We start from the raw sequence: 15,765 nt of genomic DNA on the forward strand, positions 1-15,765 counted from the left end.
CGTCATCCCTTCACGGCGCCGGAGGTGAGGCCGCCGACGGCCTTGCGCTGGAGGAAGAGGAAGAGGACCAGGATCGGTACGGCGAAGATCGACGCGGCGGCCATGGTGGCGCCCCAGTCGTCGCCGAACTGGCTCTGGAACTGCGACAGCCACAGCGGCAGGGTCCCCTTGGCCGGTTCCTTGTTGAGCACCAGGACGAGCGGGAACTCGTTCCAGGCGGTGATGAAGCCGAAGAGCGAGGTGGCCATCAGACCGGGGGCGAGCAGCGGGAAGACGACCTTGGTGAACGCCTGACGGCGCGAGCAGCCGTCGACCATCGCGGACTCCTCCAGCTCCTTGGGCACGGCGGCGACGTAGCCGCGCAGCGTCAGGAGGGTGAAGGGCAGCACCATCAGCATGTAGAAGGCGGTCAGCGGGACGAGGCTGTTCAGCATGGCGGCGTCGCGGACGATCATGTAGATCGAGATGACCATGACCTCCCAGGGCGCCATCTGCGCGACCATGAAGACCAGTAGCGTCGCCTTGCGGCCCTTGAACCGCATCCGGGTCAGCGCGAAGGCGGCGCAGAGCGCGATGAGCAGCGAGAGCCCGACGGCGAGCGCGGTGACGAGGACGGAGTTGCCCGCCAGCGTCCAGAAGTCGGGGGCGCCCACCGCGGTCGCGAAGTGCTGGAAGGTGCCGTGCAGCGGGAACCACACGGGGACGTCGCTGATGATGTCGCCGGTCGGCTTGAACGCCGTGTTGAACATCCAGTAGACGGGGAAGACGAATCCGATGGCGAGCACGATCGCCGTCGCGTTGGGCCAGATCCGGCCGGCGAGCGAGCGCTTCACAGCTCGTCCTCCTCTTGCTTGAGCGTCAGTCGCAGGTAGTACGCGGTCACGGCGAGCAGTACGGCGATGGTGAGCAGGGAGATCGCGGCGCCCATGCCGAAGTGGAGGTTGCCGACGCCCTCGGTGAACGCGTAGATCGGCAAGGTCTCGGTGAGCCGGTCCGGGCCGCCCTTGTTGATCGCGAAGATCTGCGGGAACGCCTTGAAGACCCAGATGACCTCCAGGAACGTCGTGGCGAGGAAGAACGGCTTGAGGAAGGGGAAGGTGACGGTGGTGAAGACCTTCCAGGTGCCGGCGCCGTCCATCCGGGCCGCCTCGTACAGCTCCTTGGGGATGGTCGTGGTCGCCGCGTAGAGGTTGAGGGCGACGAACGGCAGGGACTGCCAGACGATCAGCAGGGTGATGACGAAGAAGGTGGAGAGCTGGGTGCCGACCCAGTCGTAGTGGGCCATGGCGTGCCAGCCGAGCTGGTCCAGGACCCAGTTGACGACGCCGTAGCGGGAGTCGAAGAGCCACTGGAAGACGGTGGTGGCGGCGATGACCGGCATCGCCCAGGCCAGCACCAGCGCGACGGAGAGCGCCAGGCGCATCTTCTTGCCGAGGCGGGCGAGGAGCAGGCCGATGAGAACGCCCAGCACCATGATCAGGACGACGTTGACGGCGGTGAAGACGAGGGTGCGGAGGGTGACCCGCCAGAACTCCTCGTTGCCCAGGATCTCCTGGAAGTTGCCGGTGCCTCTCCAGACCGTCAGGTGCTGGATCAGCTCCTTCATGTTGAGGGTCTGGAAGGAGAGCAGGATGTTGCGGACCATCGGCCAGCCGAGGAAGACGGCGGTGGCCAGCAGCGCGGGGAGCAGCAGCAGATAGGGCGTGGCTCTCCCGGTGCGGGTCCGCCGGGCTCCGGTGGCGCGGCCGGCGGGCGGCGCACCGCCCTTGCCGATGCGCGGCGCCCTCTTGTCCACCGCGTCGTCGAGCTGCACTGCCATGGCCGTTCGCTCCCCTTCGTACCGATGTTCGCGCGCGTTGCGGTGCCTGACGTACGGCCGGGGGCGGCCGGGCCGTACGTCAGGACCGGGTGTGCCGGGTCCGCGAAGGGGCGCCCCCTGGCGGGCGGCGCCCCTTCGGCGGCGGTCGCCTACTTCTGGGCGAGCCGCTTGTTGATCTCCGGCTCGACGGCCTTGGCGGCGTCGTCGGCGGTCTTACCGTTCAGCACGGCGGTCATGTAGTTCTTGATCGGGTTCGGGACGTTCTCGACGGCCGCCCACTCCGGGATGAGCGGGGTGGTGCCGCCGGACTTCGCGGCCGCGGGGGCCGCCGCCTCGGCCGCCGGGTTGCCCTTGGCGGCGCTCGCCAGGTCGGGGGACTTGGGGCTCCAGCCGACCTCCTTGACCATCTGCGCGTCGTTCTTCTTCGACAGCGCGATCTTGAGGAATTCCTTGGCGAGGTCCTGCTTGGTGCTGCCGCCGGCGACGGCGAAGTTGGAGCCGCCGAGGAAGACGCCCTCGGGCTTGTCCGCGGTCTCACCGGGGAGGGTGAAGAAGCCGATGTCGTTCTTGATGTCCGGGTTGGCCTTGATCGCGGTGGCCGCCTCGTAGCCCATGGCGATGATGGCGCCGGTCTTGCCCTTGGCGAAGACCTCGGCCTGCTGCGGCGTCGCCTCGTCCTTGTTCTTGGGGGCGTCGCTGAAGGACTGGTAGGTCTTGTAGATGTCCATCGCCTTGGCGACCTTGGGGTCGGCGAGGTTGGAGACCCACTTGCCGCCGCTCTTCTTGACGAGGTCGGCGCCGGTGCCGATGGTCAGACCGTCGAAGAAGTACCAGTTCTGGCCGGGCAGGTAGAGCGGTTCGGCGTCGGTCTTGTGCTTGATGGTGTCGAACGCCTTGAACAGTTCGGTGCGCGTCTTCGGGAGGTCCTTGATCCCGGCCTTCGCCCAGATCTTCTTGTTGTACATGACGACGCGGTTGCCGGCGTACCACGGGAGCGCGTACTGCTTCCCGTCGGCCATCGCCGCCTTGTTGAAGGAGTCGCTCCAGTCGGCGCCGATCTGCTTCTTGAGGTCGCCGAGGTCGAGCAGGGCGCCCGCCTTGGCGTAGGCGGCGGTCTGGGTGTTGCCGATCTCGACGACGTCGGGCGGGCTGTCCTCGGACAGGGCGGTCGTCAGCTTCTGCTGGATGCCGTCCCACTGCTGGACCTTGAAGTCGACGGTGGCGCCGGTCTTCTTCTCGAATTCCTCGGAGACCTGGGCCGTCCACTGCGACGGGTTGGACCCTGACATCACCCACACGGTCAGCTTCTGACCCTTGAAGCCGTCCGCGCCGTTCCCGCTGCCGCTGGACCCACAGGCAGCGACGCTCATCAGCATTCCCGCGACCGCGGTCGCTGCTATGAGTCCACGCTTCATTGCGCTCTCCCCTAGAGGCCGGGTGTGGTCTTTAATGGTTTAGACCAGTGCCCCGCAGCTTGGCCTAGACCTTTTGGGGTGTCAAGGGTGTATAAGAGTCGCTGTCGGCTCCGTTACCGGACCGACATCTGCCGGGTGCGGGCCCGCGGAAGGGCCCGGCGACCACGCCCGTGCCACGATGTGAGGCGCAAGGTACGGAGGAGCCGGTGACGGCAGCACGACAGAGGGCGGAAGGGCGGGTCATGCAGACCGACGGGGGCAGTGCGGAGAACGGCGCGACAACGACGCGCAGCGCCCGCGTACCCAAGTATTACCGCCTCAAGAAGCATCTGCTGGAGATCACCGAAACGCTGCCGCCGGGCACACCGGTCCCCCCGGAGCGGGCGCTGGCCGCGGAGTTCGACACCTCCCGCACCACCGTCCGCCAGGCTCTCCAGGAGCTGGTGGTCGAGGGACGGCTGGAACGCATCCAGGGCAAGGGCACCTTCGTCGCCAAGCCGAAGGTCTCCCAGGCGCTGCAACTGACCTCCTACACCGAGGACATGCGCGCCCAGGGGCTGGAGCCCACCTCCCAGTTGCTGGACATCGGTTACGTCACCGCCGACGACCGGCTCGCCGGACTGCTGGACATCGCCGCCGGCGGCCGGGTGCTGCGCATCGAGCGGCTGCGGCTGGCCAGTGGTGAGCCGATGGCCATCGAGATCACCCATCTGTCCGCCAAGCGGTTCCCGGCGCTGCGCCGCAACCTCGTCAAGTACACCTCGCTCTACACCGCGCTGGCCGAGGTCTACGACGTGCGCCTCGCCGAGGCGGAGGAGACCATCGAGACATCGCTGGCCACCCCGCGCGAGGCGGGGCTGCTCGGCGCCGATGTCGGGCTGCCGATGCTGATGCTCTCCCGCCATTCGCGTGACGCGCAGGGGCGGCCGGTGGAGTGGGTGCGGTCCGTCTACCGCGGCGACCGCTACAAGTTCGTGGCCCGGCTGAGCCGTCCGGTGGAGTGACGCGGCGGCGGTCCGCGCGGTGCGGCGGCGGCTCGCGGAAAGCACCCGAACGGCGCTCCGGCGGGCCGTCGTTGCCGTACCGATATGCGGACACCTAGTGACGGCTGACGCGAACCTGCCATAGATTTCCAGCCCATCGCAGGAGATCGCCAGGGACGGAGCCGCCATGACGGAGCACGACGGAATATCCACCTCCGGACCGGTCGTCACACCGACGCGTGTGGTGGCCGGACTGTGCCTGATCGCTCCGTTCGTGGCGATGCTCTGGGTCGGCTCGTACGCGAGGATCGAGCCGACGCTCATCGGCATCCCGTTCTTCTACTGGTACCAGATGCTGTGGGTGCTGATCTCCACGGCGCTGACGATGACCGCGTACAAGCTCATCCAGCGGGAGAACCGCGCGCGTAAGGGCGGTGCGGTCAAGTGATCCCCACCTCCGCGCTCGCCGCGTCCGGCTCCGGCGGCGTCAACGGCGTCGCCCTCGCGGTCTTCGTCCTCTTCTTCATCGCCGTCACCGTCATGGGCTTCCTCGCCGCCCGCTGGCGCAAGGCCGAGCAGTCCGCCAACCTCGACGAATGGGGGCTGGGCGGCCGCAGCTTCGGCACCTGGGTGACGTGGTTCCTGCTCGGCGGCGACCTCTACACCGCGTACACCTTCGTGGCCGTCCCCGCGGCGATCTACGCGGCGGGCGCGTCCGGCTTCTTCGCGGTGCCGTACACGATCCTCGTGTACCCGCTGATCTTCACCTTCCTGCCCCGCCTCTGGTCGGTCTCGCACAAGCACGGCTACGTCACCACCTCCGACTTCGTGCGCGGACGCTTCGGCTCGAAGGGCCTGTCGCTGGCCGTCGCGCTGACCGGGATCCTGGCGACGATGCCGTACATCGCGCTGCAACTCGTCGGCATCCAGGCGGTACTGGACGTGATGGGCGTCGGCGGCGGCGAGAACACCAACTGGTTCGTCAAGGACCTGCCGCTGCTGATCGCCTTCGCGGTGCTCGCCGCGTACACCTACTCCTCGGGGCTGCGCGCACCGGCGCTGATCGCGTTCGTCAAGGACGGGCTGATCTACCTGGTCATCGGCGTCGCGATCATCTACATCCCGATCAAGCTCGGCGGGTTCGACGCGATCTTCCACGCGGCGGGCAAGGCGTTCGCCGAGTCGGGGCCGACCGGCAAACCCCGCGGTGAGCTGGCCAGCGGCCCCAACAACCAGTGGGCGTACGCCACGTTGGCGCTCGGCTCGGCGCTCGCGCTGTTCATGTATCCGCACTCGATCACCGCGACGCTCTCCTCCCGCAACCGCAACGTGATCCGCCGCAACACCACCATCCTGCCGCTGTACTCGCTGATGCTGGGCTTCCTCGCGCTGCTCGGCTTCATGGCGATCAAGGCGGGCACGGACACCCACGGCAACGCCCAACTCGCCATCCCGCAGCTCTTCGAGGACATGTTCCCGAGCTGGTTCTCGGGCGTGGCGTTCGCCGCGATCGGCATCGGCGCGCTGGTGCCCGCCGCGATCATGTCCATCGCCGCGGCCAACCTCTTCACCCGCAACGTCTACAAGGACTTCCTCAAGCCCGGCGCCACGCCCGAGCAGGAGCACAAGGTCGCCAAGCTGGTGTCGCTGCTGGTGAAGGTCGGCGCGCTGATCTTCGTACTCGGCATGGACAAGACCGTCGCCATCAACTTCCAGCTCCTGGGCGGCATCTGGATCCTCCAGACCATGCCGTCGCTGGTCGGCGGCCTGTTCACCCGTTGGTTCCACCGCTGGGCGCTGCTGGCCGGCTGGGCGGCCGGCATGATCTACGGCACGCTCGCCGCCTACGGCGTGGCCAGCCCGACGCAGGCCCACTTCGGCGGCTCCAGCGCGGAGATCCCCGGCATCGGCCAGATCGGCTACATCGGCCTGACCGCGTTCGTCCTCAACGTCGTGGTGACGGTCGTCCTGACCTTCGTCCTCCGCGCCTTCAAGGCCCCCGACGGCACCGACGAGACCAGCCCCGGCGACTACACCGCGGACGCCGGCGACGAGAGCGCCGCCGCGGACCGGCCGGCCGCCGCGGAGGAGGTGCCGGCGGGGCGCTGACACCCCGCACCCGCTCCGCACGGGCCGCCGCTTCCTCACGGGAAGCGGCGGCCCGCTGTTGTTGCCGCGGACGGCGGCGGCGTCAGCTCACCCAGTCCTTGAGCGGCTCCGTCTCCAGCGTGATGTTCACCGGATCCGGCAGGTGGAGCGCCTTGCCGAACGGGACGGTGTGGACGTCCTCGTAGCGGGAGCCGTCCGGCTCGCTGAAGAGGGTCACCTCGCAGGTTTCCCGGTCGATCAGCAGGCAGAGGGGGATGCCGGACTCCGCATAGGCCCGGGGCTTCTCCACCCGGTCGCGGCGGTCGGTGTCGGAGTCGGAGTCGTGGGGGGTGACCTCGACGACCATCAGCACGGAGTCCGGATCGGCCCACTCGCCCTGCCCCACGAACGCCTCGCCGGCCGCGAGGGAACCGTCCGGGCGCGCTCGGCCACTGCGGTACGTCTCCACCTTCAGGCCCTGGTCAGGGTTGAGCCACAGCTCCGGCCGGTGCTGCATGCAGATGCGTGTCAGCCACTGGATGATCCGCCCGTGGTCCCCGTCCGCCACGGCCTTGCTGCTGATCTTCCCGTTGACGAGTTCCAGCCGTACGCCTTCTTCCGCCCTGTCGATTATCCGGGCGGCTTCTTCGAAGTAGCCGGTGAGCGTGCCGTGCGGCCGGTCGATGAGCGCGGTCACGGGAGCCTCCTCGTGCGTCGCCAAGCCCTGCGGGGGCTGCGATACCGACGATATTCGAGACCACCGACAGCCACCGCCCGCTCACCGCACCGCACTAGATATGGGGGTGCGCCCAAGAGGTCACCACCACATGTATGCTCATCCTCGCTGTCGTCGCAGGGGAATCCGGTGTGAGTCCGGAACTGTCCCGCAACGGTGTACGAGCACATGGATATCCCTTGATATCGCCCGGCCCGGCCCGGGATGTGCCCGTGAGTCCGAAGACCTGCCGATGGTACGTCCGCGCCGCCTGGCCGGACGTCGAGATGTCCGGGCCCCGAGGGATGGGCCGGTGGACGCCGCGCGGGCCGCCCGTGCGCCCGCGCCTGTGTGCCGCCGGGTGCCGCCGCCCGCCGTGCGTGTCCGTCGCGCCTCCCCCCGGCCCCCGCCGAGTGAGGGAGAGCACCACGTGACCACCGCGCCACCGCAGTCCGCGACCGACGCCGAGGCCGCAGCGCTTGAGACGGCCACGTTCCCCGCCGGCGTGCCCGGCCAGGACCCGCCCGGCACCGCCCTGCTGCGCACCCTGACCGAGCTGACCGCCGATCTGACCGCCACCGACCCCGGCAAGGTCGCCGCCGCCGCGCTCCGCGGCCGCCACCCCGGCTCCGACGAGGCCGGACTACGCGAGCTGGCGATCGACGCCGCCGCCGGTCTGATCGGCGACGAGCCGCAGTACTCCAAGCTCGCCGCCCGGCTGCTGACCCTCGCCATCGCCGAGGAGGCCGCGGGTGAGGGCGCCACGTCGTTCTCCGCGTCGGTCGCCACCGGCCACCGCGAGGGCCTGATCGCCGACTCCACCGCCGCGTTCGTCGCCACCCACGCCGCCGAGCTGGACGCGCTCGTCACCCGGGCGCTGGCCGACGGCGCCGACGACCGGTTCGGCTACTTCGGGCTGCGCACCGTCCACTCCCGCTACCTGCTGCGCCACCCCACCACCCGGCAGGTCATCGAGACCCCGCAGCACTTCCTGCTCCGCGTCGCCTGCGGGCTCGCCGAGGACGACTCGGCGCGGGCGCTGGCCGACGTCGCCGAGCTGTACCGCCTGACCAGCACGCTGTCGTACCTGCCGTCCTCCCCCACGCTCTTCAACTCCGGCACCCGCCACCCGCAGATGTCGTCCTGCTATCTGCTGGACTCGCCGCTGGACGAGCTGGACTCGATCTACGACCGCTACCACCAGGTCGCCCGGCTCTCCAAGCACGCCGGCGGGATCGGACTCTCGTACTCCCGTATCCGGGCCCGCGGTTCGCTGATCCGCGGCACCAACGGGCACTCCAACGGCATCGTGCCGTTCCTGCGGACGCTGGACGCCTCCGTCGCCGCCGTCAACCAGGGCGGCCGGCGCAAGGGCGCCGCCTGCGTCTACCTGGAGACCTGGCACGCGGACATCGAGGAGTTCCTGGAGCTGCGCGACAACACCGGCGAGGAGGCGCGGCGCACCCACAACCTCAACATCGCGCACTGGATCCCCGACGAGTTCATGCGCCGCGTCGAGGCGGACGCCGACTGGTCGCTGTTCTCCCCCTCGGACGCGCCGGAACTGGTCGACCTGTGGGGCGACGCGTTCGACGCCGCGTACCGCAAGGCGGAGGCCGAGGGCCGCGCGCTCAAGCAGGTCCCGGCGCGGGTGCTGTACTCCCGGATGATGCGGACGCTGGCGCAGACCGGCAACGGCTGGATGACCTTCAAGGACCACGCCAACCGCACCGCCAACCAGACCGCCGAGCCCGGCAGGGTCGTCCACTCCTCCAACCTCTGCACCGAGATCCTGGAGGTCACCGACGACGGCGAGACCGCGGTCTGCAACCTCGGCTCGGTCAACCTCGCCGCCCACCTCGGCGACGTGAGCGCCGGCTGGGAGGACGCGATGGACTGGGAGCGGCTGGACGCCACCGTCCGCACCGCCGTCACCTTCCTCGACCGCGTCGTGGACATCAACTTCTACCCGACCGAGCAGGCGTCGGCCTCCAACTCCCGCTGGCGGCCGGTGGGTCTGGGCCTGATGGGGCTCCAGGACGTCTTCTTCCGGCTGCGGCTGCCCTTCGACTCCCCCGAGGCGCGCGCGCTGTCCACCCGGATCTCCGAGCGGATCATGCTCGCCGCGTACGAGGCGTCCGCCGACCTCGCCGAGCGGCACGGCCCGCACCCGGCGTGGGCCGCGACCCGCACCGCCCGCGGGGTGCTCCACCCCGACCACTACCCGGACGCCGAGCCGCGCTGGGCCGACCGCTGGGCCGCGCTGCGCGCCCGCGTCGCCGCGACCGGGATGCGCAACTCCCTGCTGCTGGCGATCGCCCCGACCGCGACGATCGCCTCCATCGCGGGCGTCTACGAGTGCATCGAGCCGCAGGTCTCCAACCTCTTCAAGCGCGAAACCCTCTCCGGTGAGTTCCTCCAGGTCAACGCGTACCTGATCGAGGAGCTGAAGGCGCTGGGGCTGTGGGACGCCCGCACCCGGGACGCGCTGCGCGAGGCCAACGGCTCGGTCCAGGACGTCCCGTGGATCCCCGAGGAGATCCGGGCGCTGTACCGCACCGCCTGGGAGATCCCGCAGCGCGCGCTGATCGACATGGCCGCGGCCCGTACGCCGTACCTCGACCAGAGCCAGTCGCTGAACCTCTTCATGGCGTCGCCGACCATCGGCAAGCTCAGCTCGATGTACGCCTACGCCTGGAAGCGCGGCATCAAGACCACGTACTACCTGCGCTCGCGTCCGGCCACCCGGATCGCGCAGTCCGCCCGCGCGGCCGTCCCCGCGCAGCTTCCGGTGGCCGACCCCGAAGCGGTCGCCTGCTCCCTGGAAAACCCCGAGTCCTGCGAGGCCTGCCAGTAATGCCCGACACCGCCCCCTCCACCCCCGACGCTGCCGCGGCCCACACCGCCACCACCGGCACGAAGAACCTCCTCGACCCGGGCTTCGAGCTGACCCTGCGGCCCATGCGGTACCCGGACTTCTACGACCGCTACCGCGACGCGATCAAGAACACCTGGACCGTCGAGGAGGTCGACCTCCACTCCGACGTCGCCGACCTCGCCAAGCTCTCCCCGGGCGAGCAGCACCTGATCGGCCGCCTGGTGGCGTTCTTCGCCACCGGTGACTCGATCGTCGCCAACAACCTGGTGCTGACGCTCTACAAGCACATCAACTCCCCCGAGGCGCGGCTCTACCTGAGCCGGCAGCTCTTCGAGGAGGCCGTGCACGTCCAGTTCTATCTGACGCTGCTCGACACCTATCTGCCCGACCCGGACGACCGCGCCGCCGCGTTCGCCGCCGTCGAGAACATCCCGTCCATCCGGGAGAAGGCGGAGTTCTGCTTCAAGTGGATGGACTCCGTCGAGTCCATCGACCGCCTGGAGACCAAGGCCGACCGCCGCCGCTTCCTCCTCAACCTCATCTGCTTCGCCGCCTGCATCGAGGGCCTGTTCTTCTACGGCGCGTTCGCCTACGTGTACTGGTTCCGCTCCCGCGGCCTGCTGCACGGCCTGGCCACCGGCACCAACTGGGTGTTCCGCGACGAGACGATGCACATGGACTTCGCGTTCTCGGTCGTCGACACCGTCCGCGCCGAGGAGCCCGAGCTCTTCGACGCGGAGCTGGAGCAGCAGGTCACCGCGATGCTGAAGGAAGCAGTCGAGGCGGAGCTGCAGTTCGCGCACGACCTGTGCGGTGACGGTCTGGCGGGCATGAACACCGCGTCGATGCGCGAGTACCTCCAGTGCGTCGCCGACCAGCGCCTCCAGCGGCTGGGCTTCGCGCCGGTCTTCGGTTCGGAGAACCCGTTCTCCTTCATGGAGCTGCAGAACGTCCAGGAGCTGACGAACTTCTTCGAGCGCCGGGCGTCGGCCTACCAGGTCGCCGTCGAGGGCTCGGTCTCCTTCGACGACGACTTCTAGAGCCGGCGGCAGACATACGCGAGCGGCCCGTGGACGGAACTCCGTCCACGGGCCGCTCGTCGTACGAGGCCGGCGCTCCGGTCAGTCGTTGGCGACGACGGGGTAGCGCGGCTCCTGCTCGGCCATCTGCTTCAGCGCGCCCTTGCGGTCCCGCTTGGAGAGACGGTCGATGTAGAGGTAGCCGTAGAGGTGGTCGGTCTCGTGCTGGAGGCAGCGCGCGAAGTAGCCGGTGCCCTCGACGGAGATCGGGTTGCCCTGCGCGTCCTGGCCTCGGACCACGGCGTAGTCGGGGCGGGGCAGCTCGGCGTAGGCGCCGGGCACCGACAGGCAGCCCTCGTTGGAGTCGTCCAGCACCCGGCGGGCGGCCGGGAGTTCGTCGAGGACGGGGTTGCAGACCGCGCCGACGTGGCGGACGCCGTTGTCGTCCGGGCAGTCGTAGACGAAGACCTTGAGGTCCACACCGATCTGGTTGGCGGCCAGGCCCACGCCCTCGGCGGTGCGCTGGCTGGCGAACATGTCGTCGATCAGTTGCGCCAGCTCGTCGCCGAACTCCGTGACGTCCTGGCACTCCTTGTGGAGCACGGGATTGCCGACAACCGTGATCGGCCGGGACGTGCCCCGCTCACGGTGGGCGCGCTCCCGCTCCGCCGCGTCCGTCGTGTCGTCGACGAACTCGTCCACGCGCTGCTCACCGTCTTGATCAAACACAGGCTGCTGGGCCATCTCCGCCGTACGCCTTCCTTGGAACCCTTACGTAGTCGCCCTCCAGACTACGGGGGTGCCGAGGCGGTCAGCAGACCTCTTCCAGATCACGCCACTCGCGGGTGTCGGGGCTGTCCGCGACCCAGCCGTCCAGCAGCCCGCGCACCAGGGCGGCGGGCGCCGCTATGCCGCACTCCCGCTCGGGCACCCAGAGCGAACCGGAGCCCGTGGTGCGGTGGCCGAGCGGCCCGGGGTGGCCGGGCTCGCTGTGATCGTGCGGGTCGAGGTGCTCACCGTCGCCCTCGTCGCTGGGCATGCTCGACTCCGAACACGTCCGGCACAGCAGCCGCACCGACGACGACCAGTCCTCCGCGGCGAAGCCGGCGTCCGCCGCCAGCCGCTCCAGCGCGTCCCGGTCCGCCTCGGTGGCGGCCTCCAGCAGGACGACCCAGGTGGGCACGGGCGACGGCGCCCACAGCTCGATCTCGTCGAAGACCGGGTACGAGGGCCCGGCGGCGGTGACCCGCTCACCGTGCGGGACGCCGTCGTGCAGCACCACCTCGCCCCAGCGGCGCCCGGAGGACGGCAGTGGGATGGACAGCACCTCGATCCGGGCCGGGTCCAGCCGGCGGCCCCAGACGACCTCCGCCTCGCCCTCCGGGGAGAGCCGGACGGCGGCGCTGCCCAGCGGCATCCCGGACGGCTCGCTCTGCGCGACGCCGCCGCCGGGGACCTTCAGGCCGTACGCCTGCCAGGCGCGGCGGGCCAGCGGCCAGTCCTGGAGGGCGGTGGCGGCGATGCCGACGTTCCACCAGTCGGGCGCGCCCGGGGAGCGGTCGAGGAGGGCGACGGCGCGCAGCCCGGCGGACCTGGCCTGCTCCCAGTCGTGCCGGAATTTGTGCAGCAGGGCGAGGTTGAACCAGGACTCCGAGAGCCACGGCTCCATGTCGGCGGCGCGCGTCAGCAGCGCGCCCGCGTCGTCGTAACGGCCGTCGCCGATCAGCGTGAAAGCCCGGTCGGTCGCCTGCCGCCACGAGGCGGAGGGCCGGTGCCGTACCTTGCCGAAGATCTTCACGATTCCCGCCTGCTGGTTGCTCGATGCCGCTGGAGGTGGGTCCGGGCGGTGCCCGGGGCCACCTGAGGGGCCCACCGGCAGCCTGCCTCGGATCGCCGTCGGCCTCGGCGTCGTCGCCGGTGCCCCTGCGGCTCCCTTGCCCTGCGTGCTCCCCCTGAATCCCCTCGACGGGGCTTCCTTCGCATCCAACCATGCCCATCTCGGCGGGCGCTCATTACCCATGGGTTCCCCGATGCGTTCACCAGGGGCGGAACTCTGGGGAAGGCTGCGGCGCCCCGGGCCTCACGCCGTACGGCCGTCCCGGGCCAGCACCCTCGCCAGCGCCGCCACGACCTCCGGCGCGAACTCCCGCCCGCCCGCCGCCCGCAGCCGCTCCAGCGCCCCCGGCGCCCCGCCCGCCTGCCCCACCCAGTCCTCGTACGCGTTGACGGTCCGCACGACGCGCGCGGTGACCGGCTGCTCGTGGTACGGATCGGCCTGCCGCTCGACGATCACGGCGACCTCGGCGGGGACGCCGGTCCGCCGGACGACGGCGCCGCCGAGCAGGGCGATCCGGCGCTGCTCGGCGGGCGGCAGCGGCGCGGTCGCCCCCGACGGCACCGGGTCGACCAGTGAGAGCTGCCCGATGTCGTGCATCAGCGCCGCGTACTCCAGCAGATCCAGCTCGGGCTCGCGCAGCCCCAGCTCACCGCCGACCGCCCGGCTGAGGGCGGCGACCCGGCGGGCGTGGCCGGGCGGGGTGTACCCGGCGATCTCGGTGGCGCGGGCGAGCGAGGCGATGGTCTGGCGGCAGGTGGCCCGGGCGGCGGCGAAGCGGCGCAGCGCGAACTGCGTCAGCAGCAGCGGCAGCGAGAACACCGGCAGCGCCCACAGTCCGGCGACCGCGGTGGCCAGCGCGATGACCGCACCGGTGGCGCCGACCGCCGGCCCGATGCCGCCGGACGCCCGCAGCTCCCGGCCCAGCAGCGCCCCGTACGGGCGGCCGGTGCGGGCCCGGACGAACAGCGCGGCGAGCGCCGCGTCACACAGCGCGGCGAGCGCCGGCGGCCCGAACAGCACCAGGGGCCCCGCCCAGCAGGACAAGAGCCCCGCGGCGTACAGCGGATGTCCGCAGACGGAGGCGAGACCGCAGGTCAGCAGGTGCCGGACGAGCGGGTCGCAGGCCGGTCCCGGACCCGGCCGCCGGACCGTCCCGGCCAGCCCCGCGACGCCGACGACCACGAGGGTCTGCGCCGGACCGTGCGCGGCGGGGACGCCCGCCACCTCACCGAGCAGCGCGTACGCCAGCGCGGCCGCCGCCCCCAGGGGAGCCCGTACGCACTCCTCGGGCGCCCGCGCCCCGGTGGCCCCGTGGCGGGTCAGCTCCCCCACGGCGATCAGCGTCCCGAAGGCCAGCGCGACACCGGGCTGCGCGAGGCCGGACCGGAGGGTGTGGACGAGGGCCCAGAGGCCGAGCCCGGCCGCGGCCGTACGGACCGCCACGGCGAGCGCGGTGCCCGGTGCGGGCCGGGCCGCCCGCCGCGCGCCGTCGGGGGGCGCCGCTCCCGGGGGCGGCAGGGTGTCCGGGCGGGCGGCCGGGCCGCTCACGCGTCACCGGACCGGCCGGAGTGGTGCCGGGTCCGGCCGCCGCGCGGGGCGGCGTGACGGCCGCGCGGCGTCCCCGTACCGCCGTGGCGGGCGCCGGGCGCGGGGAGCTGCGGCCCCGGTGGCGGACCGCCCGCCCCGCGCGGCGGCTCGGGGGCGGGGTCGGCCGGCATGACCGGGTCCGGGCGCCAGCCGTGCCGCTCCAGGGCGGCGGCCAGCGCCCGCACCATCCGCGGGTCGAACTGTTTCCCGGCGCATTTACGCAGCTCGGCGACTGCCACCGGGACGGGCCTGGCCCGGCGGTAGGAACGGGTGGAGGTCATCGCGTCGAAGGCGTCGGCGACGGCCACCACCCGGGCGCACTCGGGGATCTGCGCGCCCTGGAGACCGTAGGGATAGCCACGGCCGTCGAGGCGTTCGTGGTGGTGGAGGATCGCCTCCCGTGCCTCCCCGAGGAAGCCGATCCCGCGGACGATCTCGTGGCCGTACTCCGGGTGCAGCTCGATCAGGCGCCGCTCCTCCGGGGTGAGCGGTCCGTCCTTGCGCAGCAGCCGGGTGGGGACGCCGAGTTTGCCGACGTCGTGCAGGATCCCGGCGATCCGCAGCGCCTCCGTACGCTCCTCGGGCAGGCCCAGCTCCCGGGCGATCAGCGCCGACGCGCGGCCGACGCGTTCGCCGTGACCGCGGGTGTAGCGGTCCTTGATGTCGACGGCCTGCACCAGCGCCCGGACCGTGGCCCGGTGGGCGGCGCGCTCCTGGTGGTACTGGGCGAAGGCCCAGCACGAGAGGTACATCGGCGGCAGCACCAGCAGCGCCGCCGCCGGCCCGTACGCGCTGCGCCAGAGCACCGCCGCCATCAGCCCGGCCGGACCGTGCACCAAGTGCGGGCCCAGGGAGCCGCGCAGCAGACCGCGCCAGGCGGTGCGCGGTGGCTGCCCCTCGGCGGTGACGCGCACCGCGCCGTCGAGGGCGGCGAGCACCGCACAGAAGAGCGCCGCGGCGGCGAGGGCGGGCAGCAGCACCCAGGGGAAGCGCGGGGCGGTGAGCGGGCCCGCCCCGGCGGCGGCGAAGAGCCGGGCGGCGGCCCAGCAGGCGAGGGCGAGCCCGGCGGCGTGCCAGATACGGCGGGCGGTGCGCGCGGGCTCCTCGGCGGGGGCGAGCAGCGCGCCCGGGACGGCCGTCAGCGCGGCCAGCGGCGGGGGCAGCAGAAACGCTCCGGCGAGCAGGACGGGCAGGGCCGTGAGGAACGGTCCGGTACCGGCCGGGAGGCGGATGCCCGGGAGCGGCCGGTGGCGCGCCGTCTCGCAGCCCGCGTGGAGGGCGGCGAGGGCGGCGGCGTCCGCCCAGGGGGCTCCGGGCCCGAGCCGGACGGCCGGGGCGGCACACACCACCGCGGCCAGTACGGCGCCTCCGATACAGCTGCGCGCCGCCGCCGGCAGTGCCCGCATCGCGCCCTCCTCCCCGAA

At 71.5% G+C, this 15,765-nt stretch carries 13 protein-coding genes and 1 riboswitch; of the genes, 5 read left to right on the top strand and 8 right to left on the bottom strand.

Annotation, left to right across the window (positions count from 1 at the left end):
- Positions 1 to 2 precede the first annotated feature (2 nt).
- The 3 genes from ACGH2B_RS07650 to ACGH2B_RS07660 all read right to left on the bottom strand — a co-directional run bounded on the left by ACGH2B_RS07650 (position 3) and on the right by ACGH2B_RS07660 (position 3,234).
- Entirely contained in the window at positions 3 to 833 is an 831-nt protein-coding gene (locus ACGH2B_RS07650) for a carbohydrate ABC transporter permease (RefSeq protein WP_399086049.1), read from the bottom strand.
- Positions 830 to 1,819 carry a carbohydrate ABC transporter permease gene (locus ACGH2B_RS07655; RefSeq protein WP_399086052.1) on the bottom strand — a complete coding sequence of 330 codons (990 nt, stop codon included), beginning with the start codon at positions 1,817 to 1,819 and terminating at the stop codon, positions 830 to 832. Before ACGH2B_RS07655 ends, ACGH2B_RS07650 begins: the two co-directional genes overlap by 4 nt.
- Before the next feature lie 149 nt (positions 1,820 to 1,968).
- Positions 1,969 to 3,234 (bottom strand): extracellular solute-binding protein, encoded by a 1,266-nt coding sequence (locus ACGH2B_RS07660; RefSeq protein ID WP_399086055.1) that lies wholly within the window; start codon positions 3,232 to 3,234, stop codon positions 1,969 to 1,971.
- A 242-nt stretch (positions 3,235 to 3,476) separates the two neighbouring features.
- Here ACGH2B_RS07660 and ACGH2B_RS07665 point away from each other — a divergent pair, with 242 nt between their 5' ends.
- The 3 genes from ACGH2B_RS07665 to mctP all read left to right on the top strand — a co-directional run bounded on the left by ACGH2B_RS07665 (position 3,477) and on the right by mctP (position 6,326).
- The gene (locus ACGH2B_RS07665; protein WP_399086058.1) at positions 3,477 to 4,238 is read left to right on the top strand and encodes a GntR family transcriptional regulator; all 762 of its coding nucleotides are present in this window, start codon (positions 3,477 to 3,479) and stop codon (positions 4,236 to 4,238) included.
- Between the two features lie 166 nt (positions 4,239 to 4,404).
- Positions 4,405 to 4,665: a DUF3311 domain-containing protein gene (locus ACGH2B_RS07670; RefSeq protein WP_399086061.1), complete on the top strand. Its 261-nt coding sequence runs from the start codon at positions 4,405 to 4,407 to the stop codon at positions 4,663 to 4,665.
- The gene (mctP, locus tag ACGH2B_RS07675) at positions 4,662 to 6,326 is read left to right on the top strand and encodes a monocarboxylate uptake permease MctP (protein WP_399086064.1); all 1,665 of its coding nucleotides are present in this window, start codon (positions 4,662 to 4,664) and stop codon (positions 6,324 to 6,326) included. The genes ACGH2B_RS07670 and mctP overlap by 4 nt, the downstream gene beginning before the upstream one ends.
- 82 nt (positions 6,327 to 6,408) lie before the next feature.
- On the opposite strand, the gene ACGH2B_RS07680 is transcribed toward mctP, so the two are convergent.
- Positions 6,409 to 7,002: a Uma2 family endonuclease gene (locus ACGH2B_RS07680; RefSeq protein WP_399086067.1), complete on the bottom strand. Its 594-nt coding sequence runs from the start codon at positions 7,000 to 7,002 to the stop codon at positions 6,409 to 6,411.
- Positions 7,003 to 7,115: 113 nt separating this feature from the next.
- A riboswitch (cobalamin riboswitch) is annotated at positions 7,116 to 7,290 on the top strand.
- A gap of 160 nt (positions 7,291 to 7,450) precedes the next feature.
- Here ACGH2B_RS07680 and ACGH2B_RS07685 point away from each other — a divergent pair.
- On the top strand, positions 7,451 to 9,877 hold the full coding sequence (locus ACGH2B_RS07685; RefSeq protein ID WP_399086070.1) for a ribonucleoside-diphosphate reductase subunit alpha: 2,427 nt from the start codon (positions 7,451 to 7,453) through the stop codon (positions 9,875 to 9,877).
- Positions 9,877 to 10,938 carry a ribonucleotide-diphosphate reductase subunit beta gene (locus ACGH2B_RS07690; protein ID WP_399086073.1) on the top strand — a complete coding sequence of 354 codons (1,062 nt, stop codon included), beginning with the start codon at positions 9,877 to 9,879 and terminating at the stop codon, positions 10,936 to 10,938. Before ACGH2B_RS07685 ends, ACGH2B_RS07690 begins: the two co-directional genes overlap by 1 nt.
- An 81-nt stretch (positions 10,939 to 11,019) precedes the next feature.
- Here the strand turns inward: ACGH2B_RS07690 and def are convergent, their stop codons facing one another.
- From def to ACGH2B_RS07710, 4 genes are all read right to left on the bottom strand, one after another.
- Complete coding sequence (def, locus tag ACGH2B_RS07695) at positions 11,020 to 11,661, bottom strand: peptide deformylase (RefSeq protein WP_399086076.1); 642 nt, start codon at positions 11,659 to 11,661, stop codon at positions 11,020 to 11,022.
- Positions 11,662 to 11,728: 67 nt separating this feature from the next.
- Complete coding sequence (locus ACGH2B_RS07700) at positions 11,729 to 12,715, bottom strand: tetratricopeptide repeat protein (RefSeq protein WP_399086079.1); 987 nt, start codon at positions 12,713 to 12,715, stop codon at positions 11,729 to 11,731.
- A 282-nt stretch (positions 12,716 to 12,997) separates the two neighbouring features.
- A complete protein-coding gene (locus ACGH2B_RS07705; RefSeq protein WP_399096797.1) occupies positions 12,998 to 14,197 on the bottom strand; it encodes an HD-GYP domain-containing protein in 1,200 nt (399 codons plus the stop codon).
- Between the two features lie 101 nt (positions 14,198 to 14,298).
- Positions 14,299 to 15,747, bottom strand: coding sequence for an HD-GYP domain-containing protein (locus tag ACGH2B_RS07710; protein WP_399086082.1), 1,449 nt, complete (start codon positions 15,745 to 15,747; stop codon positions 14,299 to 14,301).
- Positions 15,748 to 15,765: the final 18 nt, after the last annotated feature.

It is taken from the genome of Streptomyces sp. BBFR2, assembly GCF_044497305.1.
Lineage (GTDB): Bacteria > Actinomycetota > Actinomycetes > Streptomycetales > Streptomycetaceae > Streptomyces.